This window comes from Methylorubrum suomiense (genome assembly GCF_022179765.1).
GTDB classification, from domain to species: domain Bacteria; phylum Pseudomonadota; class Alphaproteobacteria; order Rhizobiales; family Beijerinckiaceae; genus Methylobacterium; species Methylobacterium suomiense.
On the sequence record NZ_BPRE01000021.1, the window covers coordinates 50726 to 70732 of the forward strand.

At 68.8% G+C, this 20007-nt stretch carries 14 protein-coding genes, 3 pseudogenes and 1 riboswitch; of the genes and pseudogenes, 13 read left to right on the forward strand and 4 right to left on the reverse strand.

The features are described 5' to 3' along the window. The first annotated feature begins 13 nt into the window (after positions 1–13). The 3 genes from MFF26_RS23965 (at position 14) to MFF26_RS23975 (ending at position 2109) form a co-directional block, all read left to right on the forward strand. Positions 14–1081 (forward strand): single-stranded-DNA-specific exonuclease RecJ family protein, encoded by a 1068-nt coding sequence (locus MFF26_RS23965; RefSeq protein ID WP_137829817.1) that lies wholly within the window; start codon positions 14–16, stop codon positions 1079–1081. Then, entirely contained in the window at positions 1027–1764 is a 738-nt protein-coding gene (locus MFF26_RS23970; protein WP_373324530.1) for an SDR family NAD(P)-dependent oxidoreductase, read from the forward strand. The genes MFF26_RS23965 and MFF26_RS23970 overlap by 55 nt, the downstream gene beginning before the upstream one ends. 90 nt (positions 1765–1854) lie before the next feature. Next, positions 1855–2109, forward strand: a complete 255-nt coding sequence (locus MFF26_RS23975; RefSeq protein ID WP_238308750.1) for a DEAD/DEAH box helicase family protein — start codon at positions 1855–1857, stop codon at positions 2107–2109. Positions 2110–2323: 214 nt separating this feature from the next. Here the strand turns inward: MFF26_RS23975 and MFF26_RS23980 are convergent, their stop codons facing one another. The 3 genes from MFF26_RS23980 to MFF26_RS23990 form a co-directional block, all read right to left on the reverse strand. Beyond that, a complete protein-coding gene (locus MFF26_RS23980) occupies positions 2324–4465 on the reverse strand; it encodes a peptidase domain-containing ABC transporter (RefSeq protein ID WP_238308751.1) in 2142 nt (713 codons plus the stop codon). A gap of 74 nt (positions 4466–4539) precedes the next feature. Then, positions 4540–5868: an HlyD family secretion protein gene (locus MFF26_RS23985; protein ID WP_137829814.1), complete on the reverse strand. Its 1329-nt coding sequence runs from the start codon at positions 5866–5868 to the stop codon at positions 4540–4542. Continuing rightward, the gene (locus tag MFF26_RS23990; protein ID WP_137829813.1) at positions 5865–6803 is read right to left on the reverse strand and encodes an LpxL/LpxP family acyltransferase; all 939 of its coding nucleotides are present in this window, start codon (positions 6801–6803) and stop codon (positions 5865–5867) included. Before MFF26_RS23990 ends, MFF26_RS23985 begins: the two co-directional genes overlap by 4 nt. A 537-nt stretch (positions 6804–7340) precedes the next feature. On the opposite strand from MFF26_RS23990, the gene MFF26_RS23995 reads away from it, so the two are divergent. From MFF26_RS23995 to MFF26_RS24010, 4 genes are all read left to right on the forward strand, one after another. After that, positions 7341–7679 (forward strand): acyl carrier protein, encoded by a 339-nt coding sequence (locus tag MFF26_RS23995; RefSeq protein ID WP_238308752.1) that lies wholly within the window; start codon positions 7341–7343, stop codon positions 7677–7679. Next, positions 7676–8872 (forward strand): beta-ketoacyl-[acyl-carrier-protein] synthase family protein, encoded by a 1197-nt coding sequence (locus MFF26_RS24000; RefSeq protein WP_137829812.1) that lies wholly within the window; start codon positions 7676–7678, stop codon positions 8870–8872. The genes MFF26_RS23995 and MFF26_RS24000 overlap by 4 nt, the downstream gene beginning before the upstream one ends. Positions 8873–8885: 13 nt before the next feature. Further along, a complete protein-coding gene (locus MFF26_RS24005) occupies positions 8886–9455 on the forward strand; it encodes a MaoC family dehydratase (protein ID WP_283207423.1) in 570 nt (189 codons plus the stop codon). Between the two features lie 384 nt (positions 9456–9839). Next, positions 9840–11045, forward strand: a complete 1206-nt coding sequence (locus MFF26_RS24010) for a TolC family protein (RefSeq protein ID WP_238308753.1) — start codon at positions 9840–9842, stop codon at positions 11043–11045. 384 nt (positions 11046–11429) lie between these two features. Here MFF26_RS24010 and MFF26_RS24015 read toward each other — a convergent pair. After that, positions 11430–11600, reverse strand: a pseudogene (locus tag MFF26_RS24015) (transposase); the annotation flags it as partial. 161 nt (positions 11601–11761) lie between these two features. Between MFF26_RS24015 and MFF26_RS24020 the strand changes: the two are divergent. The 6 genes and pseudogenes from MFF26_RS24020 to MFF26_RS24045 form a co-directional block, all read left to right on the forward strand. Further along, positions 11762–12412, forward strand: a pseudogene (locus MFF26_RS24020) (cytochrome P450); the annotation flags it as partial. Between the two features lie 54 nt (positions 12413–12466). Further along, positions 12467–12925, forward strand: a pseudogene (locus MFF26_RS24025) (FAD-binding protein); the annotation flags it as partial. Positions 12926–13794: 869 nt separating this feature from the next. Further along, positions 13795–14001: riboswitch (cobalamin riboswitch) on the forward strand. A gap of 106 nt (positions 14002–14107) precedes the next feature. Next, on the forward strand, positions 14108–16327 hold the full coding sequence (locus MFF26_RS24030) for a TonB-dependent siderophore receptor (protein WP_373324531.1): 2220 nt from the start codon (positions 14108–14110) through the stop codon (positions 16325–16327). Further along, on the forward strand, positions 16327–17070 hold the full coding sequence (locus MFF26_RS24035; protein WP_137831423.1) for an ABC transporter ATP-binding protein: 744 nt from the start codon (positions 16327–16329) through the stop codon (positions 17068–17070). Before MFF26_RS24030 ends, MFF26_RS24035 begins: the two co-directional genes overlap by 1 nt. Continuing rightward, complete coding sequence (locus MFF26_RS24040) at positions 17067–18479, forward strand: DUF3526 domain-containing protein (RefSeq protein WP_137831424.1); 1413 nt, start codon at positions 17067–17069, stop codon at positions 18477–18479. The genes MFF26_RS24035 and MFF26_RS24040 overlap by 4 nt, the downstream gene beginning before the upstream one ends. Beyond that, entirely contained in the window at positions 18476–19963 is a 1488-nt protein-coding gene (locus MFF26_RS24045; protein WP_171015581.1) for a DUF3526 domain-containing protein, read from the forward strand. Before MFF26_RS24040 ends, MFF26_RS24045 begins: the two co-directional genes overlap by 4 nt. Positions 19964–20007 lie beyond the last annotated feature (44 nt).

The following is a 20007-nucleotide window of genomic DNA, read 5'->3' on the forward strand; positions in this document are numbered from 1 at the left end:
GGGGTCGGCTCGCGTGAGCACAATCTCCGCGCACGGGGCGGCCTTCGCCGAGGCCATCACCCGTTTCGGTTCGGGCAAGCCCGCCATCCTCTGTCACGACGACGCCGACGGCCTGTCGGCCGGCGCGATCCTCTGGCATGCTCTGACCCGTATCGGCCGCGAACCCAGGCCTGTCCGTGTGGTCGGGCGCGGCGAATCGGCTTGGTCGGCGGCGCTTCGCGACGAGCTCGCCGCGGACGCTCCGGCGGGTCTCGTGGTGACCGATCTCGGCGTCCAGGCCGGCACGATCCTGCCCGGTATACCGACCCTGCTCATCGATCACCACGTGCCGCGCTCCTGGCCCGACGCCGCCGAGGCTACGGTGATCAGCGGTCACGACGAAGCGCCGATCCCGACATCCAGCCTGCTCGCCCATCGCTGCGCCGCGGCGCTCGGCGGAGCGGACGATCTGGCATGGCTGGCCGGTATCGGTCTGGTGGGCGATCTCGGCGAGCGGGGGGCGAGCGGCGATTTTCCCGAAATCATGGGGCCGCTGCGAAAGGCTTACACCGCCAAGGCCATGCGCGAGGCGGTCAGCCTCATCAATGCACCGCGGCGCTCGGCATCCGGTGATGCCGGGCCGGCCCTGCGGATGCTTCTGCGGGCCGATGGCCCTCGTGACATCGTCGCCGGCACGGATCCGGATGCCGCGGCCCTGCACGCGGCACGGGCGGAGGTGAAGGCGGCGCTCGATGCCGCCCGCACCGTCCCGCCGCTCTTTGCCGGACCGATCGCCCTGATCCGCTGCGACTCACCCTGCCAGATCCATCCGCTCATCGCCCAATCCTGGATCCACCGCCTCCGGCGGCAGGTGGTCATCGGCGCCAATGCGGGCTTCCGGGCGGGCTATGTCCATTTCGCGGTCCGTAGCCTCGGCGTCCCGGATCTGATCGGCTTCCTCGAGGAGCGCGCACCGCCACTCGGGCCGGATGATCAATTTGCCCAGGGGCACCGCCGCGCCACCGGCGGCCAAGTGCGGATCGAAACATGGAACCGCTTCGCCGCGCAGATCGGCTTCGGGCCGGAAGCGCAGGTCGCGTGACGCGTCGCGTGCTGATCGTCGGGGCCTCGCGGGGGCTCGGCCTCGGGCTGGTAGCCCAGTTCCTGAGCCGCGGCTGGGACGTCACCGCGACCGTGCGGCGGCCCTCGCTGGCGCTGGACGAGCTGGCCGCGGGCCATTCATTGCGGATCGAGATCGGTGTCGACATCGACGACGACAGCGCAGTGGCCGACCTCCGCGCGCGGCTGGCGGAGGCGCCGGACTTCGACATCGTCTTCGTCGTGGCCGGGGTCGCCACGCAGGCGGGTACGCCCGCGGCGCTGCTGCCGCGGGACGTCGTCGGCTCCGTGTTCCAGACCAATGCCGTGAGCCCGATCCGCTTTGCCGAGACCTTCCACCGCCGGGTGGCGCCGGGCGGTCTTATCGTCCTGATGACTTCGAAGCTCGGTTCGGTCTCCCTGAACCGCGGGGGTGGCTGGAGCAGCTACCGCGCGAGCAAGGCGGCGCTCAACACCCTCGCGCGCTCCTTCGCCGGTCAGCACAAGGGGGCGGATTGGGGCGTCATCCTCATGCATCCCGGGTGGGTGCGCACGGATCTCGGCGGGCGCCGCGCCACCCTCGATGTCGAGACGAGCGCGCGGGGCATGGTGAACGTGCTGGAAGGACGACTCGGCCAGCGCGGCTGCGCCTATCTCGACTATGCCGGCGAGACGGTGCCGTGGTGAGAGGACCGGCCGTCTGCGCTCGATCGGTGTGCGGACGGCTGCGGCATCAGGGCTCGCGAACTCGAAGCGCGATCGGCCTGTTGGTGGCGCATGAGCGAATTGGATCCGAACGCACTTCCCCCCGTCACCGATGAGGTGATTGCCGCACGCCGCCGCGAGATGGCGGTCGAGCACATCCTGTTCGGCGCCCTGCGCCATCTGGCGGGTCGCCATCCCGAGATGCTCGACGAACTCGAAGGCAGCCTGCCCCATCTCTGGGATCGGTCCGAGGGGACGGCGCGCGACGACGAGGCGGTGCGCGAGATCGCCCGGCGTTTCATCAAGAGCCTGCGTGCGGAAGCCTGATCGGTCTCGCCCACGCCGAGCCAGCGGAAGCGGGTGGCTTGGGCGAAGCTGCCGTTGACGACCCGACACGGGGCTGACCGAACGAACCGAGCGACGGTCACATCTTCCTCAACGGTGACTTCGCCGAGCTTGGGTCAGCGATCTGCCGAACGGCCGATCCCTTCGGCATCTCCGATGCGGACGTCCGCGCGAGACGCGTTCGGTCAGGGACGCCTCAAGCCGCCTCGCTGGCCTGCGCCGTGACGTCAACGAGCCGCCCGCCGCTCACCTTCAGGACGCGGTCGGCAAAGGGCAAGACATGGCCGCTATGGGTCACGAACACCTTGGCCGCGGGGTATCGAATGAGTGTCTGGACGAGGTCGGCCTCCGAGGCCGGATCGAGATTGGCCGTCACCTCGTCGAGCAGCAGAAGGCGCGGGCGCCGGCACAGGGCACGGGCGAGGATCAGCCTCCGCCGCTGACCGGTGGAGAGCAGCGGGCTCTCGTCGGAGAGCAGGGTCGCGTAACCCTGCGGCAATCCCTGCACCGCGTCGAGCAGGCCGACCAAGCCGAGCGCCTCCTCGATGCGCGCCTGACTCACATCGGGGGCGTGCAGGGCGACGTTCTCGGCCACCGTCCCGGCGAACAGGCTGTCGTCGGCGAACACGCAGCCGATATTGGCGCGGTACTCATGCACGCCGAATGCGTCGAGCGCCCGCCCGTCCACGAGAACCCGGCCGCGCGGGGTCGGATGCAGGCTCGCCAGGATGCGCAGGAGCGAGGACTTGCCGCAGCCCGACTGGCCGATGATCGCGATGGTCTCGTTCCGGGCGATGTCGATCGTCAGGTTCACGTCGGCGAGCAGCGGGCGTTGGCCCGCCCCGAACTGCACCGCCACGTCCTCCAGGCTGACGTTGCGCCGGATCACCCGGGCGATGTGGACGCCCTCGCTCGCGGGCTCGGGCGCCTCGTCGAGCACGTCGTCGAGCCGTCCGAAATGCACCCGCATCACCGAGAGCTGCAGCAGGCTCATGATCAGCGTGTTCATGCTGTTGAAGAACGAGGTGCGCAGGGCAAAGAAGGCGTACAGCACGCCGACCGAAAGGGTGCTCTTCATCACGTCGGTCACGCCCATGTACAAGGTCGCGACCGTGCCGAGCATGAAGATCAGGTGCAGGAACAGGTCCGCGTCGATGGACAGCTTCTTGGAGCGGTAGCTGAAATTGGCGAACCGCGTGAAGCTCTCCAGCCACTTGAGCGCGAAGAAGCTGCCGGAGTTGCTCACCTTCAAGGCGGCGATCTGGCCGAGCCCGTCGAGCAGCCGGGCCTGCTCCTCGGAGCGCGATTCGAGGGACTGCGCGGTCGAGCGGGCGATCTCGGGATAGGTCGCGAAGCGCACGAGGATCGCCGCGACGAGCGTGGCGAGCGAGGCCGCCGTCATGGTCGGCGAGTAGTAATACATCATGCCGATCAACAGGACCGTCATGGTGCCGTCGGCGATCGAGGAGACGAAGCCCGTCACGAGGAAGGTCTTGATGTGATCGACCGAGTTCAGCCGCGTGACGAAATCGCCGGGATGGCGGGCCTCGAAGAAGCCGAGCGGCAGGCGCAGGGCGTGTCCGACGATGTTGCGGGTGAAGTGGATCTCGAACATCGTCGCCGCCCGCAGGGTGATCACGTCGCGCAGCCAGCGCGAGACCGCCTCGAAGGCGCTGAATAGGATCAGGCCGACGATCACCACCGTCAGGAGGTCGAGATCGTATTGCGGGATCACCGTATCGATGGCGGTTTGCAGGAAGACGGGGGTCGCCAGCGTGAAGAGGGTCGCGGCAAAGGAGAGAACGGCGATCATCCCGATCGTGTGCTCGATGCCGCGGCAGGAGCGGTAGACGCTCCAGAACAGCGACTTGCGCTCGGCCTTGACCGCCTTGAAATCGATGCGCCGCTCGAATTCGAGGGCAACCCCGCCGAAATGCCGTTCCATGTCCTCTCGGGCATAGATCCGTGGACCGAAGGCCGGGTCGTGAACGTGAAAGGCGCCGCGCACGACCTTCTCGAGCACGACGAAGTGGTTGCCGTTCCAGTGCAGGATCGCCGGGCAGTTCACCTTGGCGAGTTCGCCGATGTTGGAGACCCCGAGTCCCTGTGCGTCGAGGCCGATCTGGCCGGCCACCTCGACGATCTCGGCGAAGGTCATGCCGCGCCGCGAGGGTGGGAACAGCGCGCGCAGGTAGGGCAGATCGAGGTCGTGCCGGTAGGCGTTGGCGACCATGACGAGGCAGGCGAGCCCGCATTCCATGTTCTCGCTCTGCATCACCGTGCGCACGGGACGTTTGTGCGCGGTGCCGGAAAAGCGGGCGAAGGTGGCGGCGAACATCGGCGTCTGTCCTGGGAATGTCCCTGTCCCCGCGGCGGTCGGCCACCGTGGGGAATGCGTTCCGGGGGGCGCTCTCAGCGTCCGCGCAGCGCCCGGATCGGATCGAGCATCCAATCGATCAGGCGGCGGCGCTCGACGACGATGTCCGCCGACAGCGTCGAGCCGACCCGGATCGGAACCCGCTCCCCATAGGCATCGACATCGGTCCGGTCGGGCACGATCTCGATGCGGTAGGCCGATTGCAGGGGCACCGGCCGCGGATCGAGGCCGCCATCGAGCTTCTCCTCGGTGATCGGGCCGCGGATCGCAGCCTGCGAGATGTAGCTGATCGTGCCGTGGTGGATGCCGAAGGTCTTGAACGGGAAGGCGTCGTATTTCAGCACCACCCGCTGCCCGACCTTGGCGAGGCCGACCGCCCGGGCGGGCGCCTCGACGACGATGACCGGGGCGGCGCCGGCATCGCCGATCGCGGCGACGAACTGACCGGGCTTGACCGAGTCGCCGACCTTGCCCGCGAGCGCCAGCACCGTGCCGTCGCGCTGGGCCTGGATTTCCAGGAGCGCCTCGGTGCGCAGGGCCGCGAGCCGGCTGTCGGTGGCCTCGATCTGGCTCTGGGCGGCGGCCTTCTGCGATTGCTTGGCGACGATGAGTTCGCGGAAGGCGCGCTTCCGTTCCGCGTCCTGGCGCTGATACTCCATGCGCCGCAGATGCAGGTCGGCCACCTGCCGCTCGTAGTCGAAGGTGGTGCGCTCGTGCTGCTCCAAGAGATCGCGGGTGGCGTCGCCCTGCCGCACATAGGCAGCGATGCGGCGCACCGCCATGCGCGACTTCTCGGCCGCGGCCTGATTGCGCTTCGCCTGCTCGGCGAGGCTCGCGTAGAACGGCGCTTGGTCGGCCTCGATCTGCTCCTGCTGGCGAGTGGCCTCGACGATGAAGGCGTCGGCGCGGGCGATCTCGTCCTGATAGCCCCGGCGGGTCTGCTGGAGATTGCGGATCTCCGTCTCGACCGCCGACTCGCCCCCCGAGGCGGCGGTGCCCATGCGCAGGGCGTAGAGGGGCTGGCCCGCCCGCACGGCGGCGCCCTGACTCACATCGATGCGCGAGATCACGCCGGAGCGCGGGGCGTCGAGGCGCGCGAAGCCGCCGGTCGCGGCGACGTACCCGCGCACGCTCTCGGTCTGGGCGAAGCGTCCGAACCACAGGCCCGCACCCACCGCGACGACGGTGACCACGACGAACAGCGCCGAGACGGTCGCGCTGCGGTCCTGGCGCAGGTCGATCGTCTCCAGCACGCGCGCGGCGGGGATCGTCTGGACCGGGTTCTCGGGCGAGGCGGGGCCGCCCAGGGGCGCCTCGTGTGCCGCTTCGGGCGGGGGCGTGTCGGGCGTGTCGGCCGGCGTCATGCCGCGGCTCCGCTCTCGCCGGCCGAGCGATCGTGAACTGGGTCGGGCGCGTCACTCAGGAATTCGTCCAAGCGCGGCCACATGTACCATTGCTGGGGGGCGCGCAGCACGGAGGCCTCGATGTGACGGCGTACGTCCTCGGTGACGCGGCGCTTGGTCTCGACTGAATTGTCTGCCACCTCGAAGGGCTGGCCGACATGGACCGTGTCGCCCTGGACATCGGAGGTGACGCACAACGGAAGCACCGTCCCCTCGGTAAGGCGGGCGAGGCCGTCGATGCCCATGGCGAGGCGGGCCGGACGTCCGAACAAGGTCGTGTCCGCGGCCACACCGTAGCTCGCCGGCAGATCGAGGAAGGAGACGATCACCGAGCCGGAGCGAGCGAAGCGGATCGCATCGATGAAATCCTGCTTATGGCGCACGTTGAGGAAGCGCATCTCCACGCCCGCCTCGTTGATGCGCTGCATCACCTGCGTATCGATCGCATGGTCCTCGCGGGCGCGCAGGATCAGCATCCGCCGCCCGCGGAAGACCGCATGGATCAGGCCCGCGAAGGGCAGCGCGAAGCAGCCCATATGCAGCGGCGCGAGGATGACCGGCCGGCCGCTCGCGGCCACGCGCTCGATCAGACCCTGATCGGGGATGCGCACATGGCGCAGGTCGTCACGGATGTCGTCGTGCGAACGGTTGAGCAGCGCCAGCCATTCGAGCTCAACAAGATTGTCGGAGAAAACGGCCTCGGCATCGAGGCGCAGACTGTCCGCGCGCGACACGCGCAGGGTCCGCTCCAGCACCGTATCGATGCCCATGCGACCAGACCCCTGCAGGGTCCCCGGCAAGATGCGCCGCGCCCGCCAGGAGGCTCGCAACACGCGCCGGCGCGCCGGCAACGGCAGGCCCGCGACGAAGGCCTGCTTGCGGGTGACCTCGATCATGGCAGCGCTCGGCCCATGGCGGGGCGCTTGGCCGGGACCAACACGGGGATGGGGCGATGCGCGGCCACCGATAGGGCGGAGGCCGGTCTGCTGGCGCCCATGGCGCACGAGCGTACGCCGTGGGCGGGGCCCCGTACGATGCGTCCGGGGCGATCAGGACGAGCCTGAGGGCTTACGACTTGTCCTTGCTGTTGCTCTTGTGGTGGTGATGGTTGCCGTGATCGGACGAGCTCGAAGAGCTGTTCGTGCCGCCGGAAACGGTCTTCAGGGTCGAGAGATCGAGCTTCGTCATGAAAATCTTCCTTGTCACGCCGGCGCAGCCCTCGCTCCGCCGGGCGGCCATCTGCTGACCACGACGCAAAACTGGACTTTCGATCCCATCTGATCAAGTGTTGCGAACTGCGTAGACTCAATTTTCCACCGATAGTCTGTTTAGCGCATTTACCAAGCTGCACATTGATTGATTAAAATCTGATAAACCACTTGCAAAGGCGTGTTCCGGTTATGACACTCGCATTGTCACCGCGAGGAGCAGTCATGACTGTCGCTATCACTCCCGATACCACCAATAACGCCCTCACCAATACCGGTATTTCCATGCCTGCCGCTCAAGGAGAAGAAGATGTAGAGGCGGGCCTCTTGGCGATCATGCGAAAGTATCTGAAGAGCCCTGACGCGGCCTGGACCGCGCAGACGACCATGGAAGAAGCACAGGTCGACTCCCTCGACCTCGTCGAGATCGTCTTCGAGATCGAAGAACGCTTCGGCGTCGAGATCAACTTCAACGCCAATTCTCGCCCTGTTAGCGAGATGAACTTCGGCGATGTCGTCCAAATGATTCACGCGTCCCTCGCATCCAAGGCGCGGGCGGCGTGAGCACCGTCGTCGTGTCCGGGCTGGGGGTCGCGGCCCCCGGCGCCCTCGACGTCGAGACGTTCTGGGCAAACCTCATCGCGGGCCGTCCGGCCTTCGCTCCGGCGGCGGCCCTGCCGGATTCCGGCGTGATCGTCGGCGCGGTCGAGGAAGGCAGCACCTTCGCCGATCTGCCGATCCCGTTGCCGGCGGCCTGTGACCGCAACGCCGTCCTGGCGGTGGCCGCCGCCGGGCAGGCGCTCACGCAGGCCGGGCTCGTGCCGGGCACGGTTGCGCCGGAGCGCGTCGCGGTGGTGCTCGGCAACGGCGGAGGCGGGCTTACCAGTCTCGATGTCCAGTACGAACGCCTGTTCGCGCAGGGCAAGCGCCCGCATCCCTTCTCCGTGCCGCGGGCGATGGGCAGTTCCTCGGCGAGCTGGGTGTCGATCGCTTACGGGGCGCAAGGCCCCTGTTTCGTCGTGGCCAGCGCCTGCGCTTCGGCAACCCACGCGATCGGCGTGGCGGCGGCCCTCGTGCGCAGCGGCGCGGTCGACGTGGCGATCACCGGCGGGACCGAGGCGCCGCTGTCGCGCGGCACGCTGCTCGCCTGGAACGCCATGAAGATCATGAGCCGCACCGGCTGCCGACCCTTCTCCCGCGATCGGGACGGGCTCGTCGTGGCCGAAGGCGCCGGCGTGCTGGTGCTGGAGCGCGAAGCGCATGCCCGGGCCCGCGGGCTACGGCCCGACGTGGCGGTCGCGGGCTTCGGCTCGGGGGCGGATGCGGGCGACATCGTCGCGCCGACCGCGGACGGCATGGCCCGGGCGATGCGCGCGGCGCTTCAGGATGCAGGCCTCTCGCCCGCCGAGATCGCCTACGTGAACGCCCACGGCACGGGCACCCGCGCCAACGACCTCACCGAGGTCCAGGCGATGCGCGACGTGTTCGGGGCGGGCGCCCTGCCACCGACCTCCTCCATCAAGGGCTCGACGGGCCATAGCCTGGGCGCCGCGGGTGGGCTGGAGGCGGTCGCCACCGTGCTCGCCATGCGCCGCGCGCTCGCTCCGCCGACCGCCGGCCTCGACGACCCCGATCCCGAACTCGCCCTCGACGCGATTCCCCTGACGGCGCGGGGCATGGCGATCCCGGCGGCGATGTCGAATTCCTTCGCCTTCGGCGGGCTGAACGCGAGCCTGATCCTTCGTCGATTGAACTGAGCCGACCGAGCCGATGAGCGCCTCCCCCATCCTGCTGCACGCAGACTCGCCCGCCCCCTTGCCCGCCCCCTTGCCCGCGGCCGCCCTCCCCCCGCCGGGGCCGACCGCCTTCCTGGCGGCCCTGCGCGAGCGGGTCGGCACGCGGATCGGCACCTCCGCCTGGACCCTGATCGATCAGGCGCGGATCGACCTGTTCGCGCAGGCCACCGGCGACCACCAGTTCGTCCATGTCGATCCGGTGCGCGCGGCCGCCGAGACGCCGTATGGCGGGACGGTGGCGCACGGCTACCTGACCCTGTCGATCCTCGGCGCTGCCGCGGGCGAGGCCCTTCCGGCGCATCCCTGCATCCGGGCCGTGCTCAACCTCGGCGCGGACCGGGTGCGCTTCCTCGCCCCCGTGCCATCGGGCACGCGCCTGCGCGGCACCTTCACGCTCACCAGCGTCACTGCCCTGCCCGAGGGCAAGGCAGCGTTGCGCCTCGCGGCCAGTGTCGAGGCCGAGGCGGGTGAGGCGGTTCGTTCGGTGCTCGCCGCCGATTTGACCCTGATGCTGGTGCTGGCCGAGCCAGAAAATTCCGCTTGATCGAGAAGCCCGGCAAGCGCCCTCGCCGCGCTGCCGGCCGCGCGGTGCGCGTGCTCAGGGCGGTGATCCCGAGACCGCGCGGTGACTGTTCCACTTGATGCGGGTGCTGGGCTGACCGCTCATTGCCCTGCATCAGTGCATCCCCATTTTGTGCAGTCTTTCCGCGCTTCATACCCAATTAACCTCGATCGATGATTGATAAATCCGACCGCGCGATGGGGCGCGAACGGGTCGGATCTCCGCATGGCCGCGGCATCGAGGGGAACAGGATCGGGATCGCGCGGCCGGCTCGGACGGAGGGCCGCGGCGATCGGGGTCGGCGCCGGGCTCCTGGCGCTGTGGGCATCCCCCGCTCGGCCCGAACCCATCGAGGCGGTGATGGGCATGGCCCTTCGCACCAGTTTCGACCGCATGGCGGATGACGAGCGTCAGGCCGGCATGGAGGCGAAGCTCAGGGGCAGCTACGAGGCCTTCCTGCCGACCGTCGGCTACGCCTTCAACCACCGGCTCGACAGCAAGATCACCTACACGCCCGACCTCTTCACCGATCCCCTGGCCCCGAGCAGGACCGACACGCTGGCCCGCCGCCAGCCGCACAGCGAGGGCTTCCAACTCACCATGCCCCTCTATGACGGGCTGAAGCGCTTTAACGACATGCAGGCCGCCCGCAGCGCCGCGGCGGCGGGCCGGGGCCTTCAGGACGACAAGGCCCAGCAGATCCTGCTCGACACCGCGAGCGCCTACCTCGCGGTTCTGCGCGACCGCGCCATCGTGCGACTGCGCGAGGCGGGGCTCGCCGACGTCGAGAAGGTCGCCCGCAGCGTCGCCCTGCGCCGGTCGGTCAACGACGCGACCAACGCCGAGGCGGCGCTCGCCGAATCGCGGGTGATCGCCGCCCAGGGGGCGCTCGAACAAGCGCGCGCCGCCCTGACGGTCTCCGAGATCGAACTGGTGCGGCTGGCGGGCCCGGGCGCGAATCCGAGTCAGCTTCCGCTGGTGCCTAATAGCCTCCTGCCGGGTACGGCCGAGGAACTGCGCGGTATCCTACTCGGCAATAACCCGAAGCTGATTGCCGCGAGACTCAACGCCGATTCCGCCGCCTTCACGGCAAGGGCGGCCTATGCGCAATTCTCGCCCCAGCTCAATCTCGTCTTCACCCAGTCGCGGCGCGGCGTCGTCTCCAACACGCCCTACCACGTGAAGGACACCACCACGCTGCTCCAAGCGCTGATCCCGATCTATCAGCCAGGTTCCTTCTCGAACCTGTCGCGCGAGCACGCATGGGCGCGCCAGAAGGACTACGAGGCGCTCGACCTGGAGCGCGCGCTGCTCGCCCAGGTCACCGCCGCTTTCCACCAGCGCCGCTCGACGATCCAGCAGGTGGGCCAAGCCGAGCAGCGCGTGCGCAAGATTGCCCGCGCCGTGCAGGGCCGGCAGATGGAATTGCGGCTCGGCGCGATGACCACCGTCGACGTGCTCAACACGGTGGCCGAACTCGCCGAGGCGCGCATCGCCAAGATCAACCTGGAATTCGCCCGCGATCGGGCCACCTACGCCCTCGCCGCAGCGATGAACCGCCTGCGGGTGTGACAAATCCTTGCCGATCGCGACGCTCAGCCTGCCTCGCATAGCCTGTGAAGCACGTGAATCCTGCGCGACGGTCGGGGATCGCGGCACGGCCGATTTGGTTCCGAGGGATTCCGCCGGTCGGCGATGAACACCCTGCTGACAGGAGCGGTGGCGAAAACATCTCAAGCCGTGCCTGAAAGCCGTTCCGGCCCTTCGGTTTGAAGTGGTCGGAGTAACGGAATTCGAATTCACGACCCCTGCCCAAGCCGCCAGCCATTGCGGTGTGGGGGCGGACAGAGCAGCGCGGAGCAGCCGGTGCGAAGTTTTGCGGTGGGCCGGATAACGCTCCGTTGGTTTGGCCTATCCCCCGCACGCCGACCCCGCGCCAGCCCAGTCCAGTGCCGGTTGATCGACCTGCAGGCCGCCGTACTCCTTGCGCCAGCGATAGTAGCTTTGCTCGGAGATCTCGGCCTCTTTGCAGGCCAGCGTCAAACTCTTGCCCTGGGCCGTCTGCACCTCGATCTGGCGCAGCTTCAGCACGACCTGCTCCGCACCCGTCTTCTGACCTCGCTCCATGCCCAGCTCCTTCGGTCCTGGCTGATCCTCTTAATCAGTCTGGTCCAAAGCCAGCCGGTCAGGTCAAAGGTACGCTATCCGCGCCCCGGCAACTGTGAACCGCTCGAGTGCAAACTGCCATGTTCGGCCGTTCCAGGCCGATGAGTCGCTGACAAGCAGACTTGCGAGAGGTCATAGGCGGGTGGAAAGTAGCGGTTCAGCGCCTACCGGCTCCGGGCGCCGCCTCGCGCCACGACCTCCTCAACCTGATGCTGGAAGGACGCGACCCGGAGACCGGCGAGGGGCTGTCGGACGAGAACATCCGCTACCAGATGGTGACCTTCCTGATCGCGGGTCACGAGACCACGAGCGGGCTCCTGTCCTTCGCCCTGTACCTGCTGCTGAAGAACCCCAAGGTCCTGGAGAAGGCGCGCGGCATCGTGGATGAGGTGCTCGGCGGCGAGCGTCCGCAGGTCGAGGACCTGTCGAAGCTGCGCTACGTGGAGCAGATCCTGCAGGAGTCCCTGCGGCTGTGGCCGACCGCCCCCGCCTTCGCGCTCGCCCCGAAGGAGCCGACCACCCTGGCGGGCCGCTATCCGGTCACGCCGGAGGACGCCCTGTTCGTCCTCACGCCGATGCTGCACCGCGACCCGGCAGTCTGGGACGAACCCGAGGCGTTCCGGCCCGAGCGCTTCGCCCCGGAGACCGCACAGACGCTGCCCCCGAACGCCTGGAAGCCCTTCGGCAACGGCATGCGCTCCTGCATCGGGCGCGGCTTCGCCCTCCAGGAAGCGCAGCTCGTGCTCTCCATGATCCTGCAGCGCTTCGACCTGACCATGGCCGATCCGGGCTACAAGCTGGAGGTCGCCGAGACCCTCACGCTGAACCTGGACGATCTCGTCGCGGGCATGAACGCGCTCGTCGACAACGACCGCCTCTCCCTCGATGGCATCCGTGCCGAGATTGTGGCCCGGGATCGAGAGATGGCGAACCCATTCTGCAAGGACGCGCAGGTGATGGGCATCCACAACGCCCGCAAGTCGCTCGGCGATAAGCTCGTTCGCACCGCCAAGTCCCATGAGCTCCTCGACCCAGCTCACGGACCGCTGATCGCGGTGCGTCTGAACATCCTGACTCGGAAGACGCTGGGCGGGTTCGAAACTGACCTCGACGGGCGGGTGTTCGGGCAAAATGGCGCGATCATGCCTGGCCTATACGCGGCGGGCGAGGCATCGGGATTCGGCGGCGGGGGCGTGCACGGGTACCGGTCGTTGGAAGGCACATTCCTGGGCGGTTGCCTATTCAGCGGCCGCCAGGCCGGACGTGCCGCGGCCCGCGCGGCTTAATGGACAAGCGACGTCAGCGACTGCCAGCCTTCGGTACCGAGCATTGAGCGTGAAGCAGATCCGCACTGTCCCTCTGGATGCTGGGTGACCGGTCGTCCCAGTACGCGCGGGTCGCTTGCACGCCGAGCAGACGCTGAATTTTCGACGTTTCCTCCTCGACGGAAATTCAGCCAGCAGGCCGCGTGGGCCATACCCCGATCACCACGCGGCCTGCGCCTTTCGCGGACACTGGCTCATACCTCTCGAGGGGCCAGCTTCGTCGATAGATTAGTGTCCACCAAAACGGAGGTGCTTCATACGACTGCTTTTAAGCATCTGTTGAAGCTTTCGTAACGGTAGAGTCGAGTTGGACGCGGAGCGTCCGCTTCTGTGCGAAGGGCTAGGGACCGCTCCCCACCCGTTGCGGACCTTTGGCTGTCGCGACTTCGCTGTCCCCTAGAATTTTATAGTTACCCCGGCAGCCGATCGAGTTACGCTGCAAACTTCAAAGGTGGTGGATGCACGAAAAGGGCAATTTTCATGCATCCGGTTTCAAGAGCCACGGGTGCAGCGTGAGCCACAGTTTCATGGCGGCTTTGCCCTATGCTTTCGTGGAGCCGCATCGCGCCATAAGCGGTCTTCGAATGGGGCCGCTGAAATGGCCGCTTGGCTTCCGAAAGTTGCCGTTGGCATGGAATGGCAGGTCCAGGCGGTTACAACATCTCGACGTCAAATTGCCTTAAGGAGCGGGCCGAGCCTGCCCGGCTAGGTGAGAAATCGCGCGACGCTGGTGGCCCTGCGGGTCGAGCCACTTGTGTCCCAAATGCCACAAAAGATGTAACACTGTTTCATTGTGCATTGCGGTGCATTGACCGGGCCAGCCTCATCAGCGAGGTTCGACTTGCCAAGGTTCCCGCGGATTTCGGTCCGTGGGCGAAGAGGGAATTCGGTGGGCTCTCTAGAGCGAGACCGAAGCTGCCCCCGCAACTGTGAGCGGCGAGCCCCTGCCGTCCGGGTCACTGGTGCCACGCACCGGGAAGGCCAGGCCGGGGCACCGACCCGCGAGCCAGGAGACCTGCCTTGGGCAACGAAACGTCTCTCGGGCGGGGTGCCCCGGCGGAGCGCAGGAGTGGGCCCGGCTGAACATGCCGGTTCCCGCGAGGGCACCCGCACGGCCGCCGCTCGACAACCTTGAGCGCCTCGGTGACCGTTCGTTCGAACCCGCCTGTCCCGAACTCCGCGGCTTCCGCCGGACGCCGCCGCGTTCCACGCCTCGCCCTGGCCGCGATCCTCTCGGCAGGCGCACCAGGCTTCGAGGCCCGCGCGCAGGAGAGCACGACGCTCGACGAGATCTCGGTCGCCGGAGAGGGCTCGGGTCGAGCAGCCGGCAACGCTCCCCCGTCGGGACGGACGACGGTCCCCGGCGCAATCGGCCTGATCGGACCGACGCCGGGCTACCGGGCCGACCGGGCGGTCAGCTCGACCAAGACCGACACGCCCCAGCGCGACGTGCCCCAGATCGTCACAGTGGCCCCGCGCGAGGTCATCACCGATCTGGCCGCCACCCGCGTCGATCGCGTCTTCAACTACACGCCGGGCGTCGCCCAGCAGAACAATTTCGGCGGGCTGTCGATCTTCAGCTACGCGATCCGCGGCACCACCACCTCGGAGATCTACAAGAACGGCTTCCCGCTCAACCGCGGCACGCCGCCCCCGCCCGACGCCCAGAACGTCGAGCGCATCGAGGTGCTCAAAGGGCCCGGCGGCGGATTGTTCGGGCGCAGCGATCCGGGTGGGCTCGTCAACATCATCACCAAGCAGCCTACCGCGGAGCGCTTCGTCGAGATGGGCGGGCTGTGGGGCTCGTTCGAGCAGTTCCGCGGCACCGTCGATTCCGGCGGCGCGCTCAACGAGGACGGCACTCTCCTCTACCGCTTCAACCTCGCGGCGGGCCGTCAGAACAGCTTCCGCGATTTCGTGGACAGCGACCGGCTGCTCGTCGCGCCGGTGATCTCCTGGCAGGTCACGCCCGACACCAGGATCACCGTCGAGACCGAGTTCCTGCGCAACCGCATCGTGTTTGATCGTGGCGTGATCGCAGTCAACGGACGGCTCGGCGTCATCCCGATCTCACGCTTCCTCGGCGAACCGGGACAGAGCACGTACCAGACCAACAACTCGATGCAGGTACGGGTCGACCACCGCTTCGATGCCGACTGGCAGATGCGGCTTGCCACCTACTTTAACACCGGCACGCTGGAGGGTGAGTCCGCCGAAATCCGTGCAATTGCCGCCGACAATCGCACCGTCTCGCGCGACCGCAACGTACGCGACTACCGCTGGGACGTGGCGATCGGGCAGGCGGAACTCGTCGGTCGCTTCGACACGGCGGGCATCGGCCATACCCTGCTCCTCGGCTTCGAGCGCGAGAGCACCGACAGCCGGACGGTCTACAACCGATCGACCATCGCGAGGAATCCTTTTGCCATCGACATCTACGATCCACGCTACGGTCAGCCGCTCCCGCCGATCGATCGCTTCCGCAACAACATCGAGCGGATCACCAATACCGCCTTGTATGCGCAGGATCAGATCGCGCTGAGCCCGGAATGGAAGGCGCTGGTCGGCGCGCGCTTCGACTTCTTCGAGCAATCGTTCCGCGAGCGCATCCCCCGCTCCCAGGTGGACCAAAACTACTTCGCAGCCACGCCGCGCGCCGGTCTCGTCTACCAGCCGATCCCCGAACTCGCCCTCTACGCCAATGTCGGTACCAGCTTCCGACCGAATATCGGCCCGGACGCGGCCGCCTCGTCGCGCTCCGGCCCCTTCGCTCCGGAGACCGGCATCGGCTATGATGTCGGCGCGAAGATCGACCTGTTCGGCGGTGCCCTCGGCCTGACGGCGGCAGCTTTCCGGGTCGACCGGCGCAACGTGCTGACGCCCGACCCCAACAACACGGCCTTTTCACTGGCAGCGGGCGGCGTCCGCAGCCAGGGCTTCGAGTTGACTGCTGCGGGCCAGATCACGCCGGAGATCAAGCTGCTGGCAGGCTACGTCTTCGCTGACGCGGTGGTGACCGAGGACAACGTCCTGCCGGTGGGCTCGCCGCTCATCAACGTGCCGCGCCACTCGGGCAGCCTGCTCGCGGTCCACGAGGTGCAGGCCGGGCCGTGGAAGGGGTTCGGGATCGGCGGCGGCGTGCGCGGCGTCGGCGAGCGGGCAGCGGACTCCGCCAACACGTTCAGCCTGCCGGCCTATATCGCGGTCGATGCCTTGGCCTATTACCGCTACGAGAACTTCCGCTTCAGCCTGAACGTCGAGAACGTCTTCGACAGCGAGTATTACGAGAGCTCGCTCAACCGCTTCCGGATCTATCCGGGCGCGCCGCGTCGCTTCACCGGCACGATGACGGTGCGGTTCTGATGGGCGCGTCCGTTCCTCCCGCCGACGCGCCAGTTCTGGCGATCGGCGGCGCGGTCAAGCGCTTCGGGAGCCGGACGGCACTGAGTGGCCTCGACCTGCGCCTTGGCGACGGCGAGGTCTTCGCACTGCTCGGCCCGAACGGGGCGGGCAAGACCACGACGATCAACCTGATCCTCGGCTTCCTCAAGGCGGATGCCGGCACGGTCCGGGTCTGCGGGATAGATGCCGGAGCGGATCCCGTCGGCGCGCGGCGGCACGTGGCCTACATTCCCGAGCAGGTCGCTCTCTATCCCGGCCTCTCGGGCGTGGAGAACCTGCGCTACTTCACGACGCTCGCCGGCCTCGATCTGTCGAGGAACGAGGCACACGCCCTGCTCGCCGAAGCTGGGCTCACCCTGGAGGCCCATAGGCGGAAGGCCGGCGCCTACTCGAAGGGCATGCGCCAGAAGGTCGGCATTGCGGTGGCGCTGGCGCGCCGGGCGCGGCTGCTGCTCCTCGACGAGCCGACCTCCGGACTCGACCCCAGCGCCGCCGCGGACTTCTCCGCCACCATCCGCGCGGCGGCCGGGCGGGGCACCGCAGTCCTGATGGCGACCCACGACCTCTACCGGGTGCACGAGATGGCCGGCCGCGTCGGCGTGCTGAGCGGCGGGCGGATCGTCGAGGAGATCGATCCCAAGACCCTCGACCATGTCGCTCTGGAGCGCCTCTACATCGACCGGCTCCCGGAGAGCACGGCATGAAGAGGATCGGTGCGGAACTCGCTTTGTTCCTGCACGACGTGCGGCTTCGCTGGATCGGCGCGGTGCTGGTCCTGCTGCTCGCCGTCGCCGGGCTCGGCGCGTGGCGCGACGCCGTGCGCTACGGAGCCGAGGTCGACGCCGTCACCGCCGCCGAGCGCGCGCGCTGGCTCGGGCAAGATGCCAAGAACCCGCATTCGGCCGACCATTTCGGCATCTGGGTGTTCAAGCCCTCGTCGCCGCTCGCCGTACTCGACCCCGGCAGCGAGCCCTATACCGGCCGGATGGTGCGGGTGGAGGCCCACGTCTTCAACGACGCGGTCTACCGCGCCGTTCAGGATGCAGGCCCGCTCGCCCGCGCCGGCCTCGGCAGCGTCGCCGACATCGTCGGACTCGTGGTGCCGCTCGCCGCGATCCTGCTCGGCTTCTCTGCCTTCGCGGCCGACCGGGAGCGCGGCACGCTGCGTCTCGCCCTCGGCAACGGCATCGCGCCGGGCCGTCTCTTCGCCGACCGGTTCGCGGCGCTGACGGCTGCTCTCGTCCTCGTTATCGGCCTGCCGCTCCTGGGGATCGGTACGCTCGTCGCCCTCGGCCGGGACGCCGCGGGCTGGCAGGACACCGCGGGCTGGCAAGCTTGGCCGCGCCTGTTGGCCTGGATCGCGGCGCAACTCGCCTACGCCGCTCTGTTCCTGCTCGTCGCGATGCTGGTCTCCCTCAGGGCCCGCACGGCCCGCCATGCGTTGGCCGCCGCGCTCGCGATCTGGGTCGGCCTCTGCATCGTCGCGCCCCGCCTCGCCACCGCCGCGGTCGAGACCCTCGTGCCGGCCGTGTCCTACCGCGAGGTCCGCGCCCGCATCGACGCAGAGATGCGCCCGCACCGGACGGCGGAGGCCAACGACGACCGCAGCCGAGAGATCCTGGCCCGCTACGGCGTGAGCCAGCCCCAGGAACTGCCCATCGACCTGCGCGGCTTGATGATGGTCGAGAACGACGACCACCACTTCGCCCTCTACGACCGCGAGTTCGGCGCCTTCTTCGACGGGATCGCGGGCCGGGAGCGGGTCTTCGCCTGGGCCGGCCTCCTCTCCCCGCGCATCGCTCTGCAAGCCCTGTCGCAGACGCTCGCCGGTACCGACTTCGCCGAGCACGCCCACTTCGTCTGGACGGCGGAGGCCTATCGCCGCTCGATCTCGGAGCGGATGAACACCGAGATCCGCGACCGCCCCCAGCACGGCGGCACGACCCTTGTCGCCGGACCCGAACTGTGGGGGGAAATCCCGCCCTTCGCCCATACGCCGCTGCCGTTGACCCGCGCGCTGGCGGACGCCGCCGTCCCGGCCCTCGTGCTCGCCCTCTGGCTCGCCGGGCTCGTCGGCCTGTGCGTCCCCCTGGTCCGAAGGCTGAAGCCGTGAGCGCCGCCCGCTTCCCCCGGCTGCTCGCGGCCGAACTGCGCCTGATCCTGCGCGAGCGCCTCACCTGGGCGATCCTGGTCGCCCTCGTCGCATCGCTCTGCTTCGCCGCATGGACCGGCGCCGATCGTGTCGCCGCCGCACGCACGGCCCTGGCGGCAGCCGTCGCCGACAGCGAACGCGCCGTCCGCGATGCCAAGGCGGCGCATCTGCGCTACGGCCGGCCGGCGGCGATCAAGGTCAACTACTGGCAGGATCCGACCGACGCCTTCGGCTATCGGACCTACTTCATGGCGGCCTACGCGGTGAAGCCGCCGACGCCGCTGGCCATCCTCGCCGCCGGCCAGTCCGACGTGCAGCCGGCGGTGACGAAGGTCGATTTCGGCTTCAGCACGGTCTTCGACGATACCGCCACCGAGATCGGCTCCGCCGCCGCCCTGCGGCTCGGCCCGTTCGACCTCGCCTTCGTCCTGATCGTCCTCGTTCCGCTCGCGATCATCGCGCTCGCCGGCACGCGGCTCTCTTCCGAGCACGACAGCGGCATCCTGCGGATGATCGCGGCGCAGCCCACGGGTCCGCGCCGCGTGGCCGGCGCCAAGTTCGCCGCCGCCGCCCTCGTCGCCGTCACTGCAACGCTCGGCGGGACTTCGCTCGCCCTCGTGCTCTCGGGCGGCCTCGGCGACTTCGCCGGTTGGTCGTGGACGGCGGCGCTGCTTGCGGCGGCGCTTGCGGCCTACGTCGTCTTCTGGGTCGCGGCCTGCGCGCTGGCGGCGAGCCTGTGGCGCGGGGCGGTGGGCGCGCTGGCCGGCCTCGTGCTGGCCTGGGCCTGCCTTACGGTCGCCCTGCCCACCGCGCTCGGCCTCGCGGTTGATGTCTTGTCGCCGATCCCGTCGCGGATCGCCGCAATCGACGCGAGCCGTCAGGCGCAGGCGCGCTTCTACGCCGGGGACGAGGCCCGGAGGGTCACGGCCGCGTGGCTCTCCACGAAGCTCCCGGAGGACGTGCGCCGGCCCGAACTCGCCGACGTGCCCGAACTGAAGCGCCTCGCCCGCGACGCCCATTACGACCAGGCCCTGGCCGACCATCACCGGGCGGCGCGCGCGCAGGCGCTGGCGGCCTCGGCCTGGAGCCGGCGGCTCGCCCTGATCTCGCCCGCCACCGCCCTCACGCTCGCGCTGGAGACCGCCTCTGGCACCGATGCCGGGCGGCATGCGGTCTTCCTCACCGAGGCCGTCGCCTACCGGCGAAGTCTGCGCGCCTTCTTCGAGCCGCGCATCCTCGCTCAAGCCGTCACCCCAGCGCCCGTCTGCGCGGGTTGCCCGGCGCGCCTCGACTTTGACGCCTATGACGCCGTACCGGCCTTCGCGCCCGCCGACGCACGCGCGGCCGCCGATCGTCAGGCGTTTCTGACCCTGGCCTGCCTCGGAGCGGCGGCCCTCCTCCTCACGGCGCTCGCAGCGCGGCGTCTGAAGCAATGGCCGGCATGATCGCTCCCCACGTCGACCCGATGTCCGCACCGTCATCCACCGCA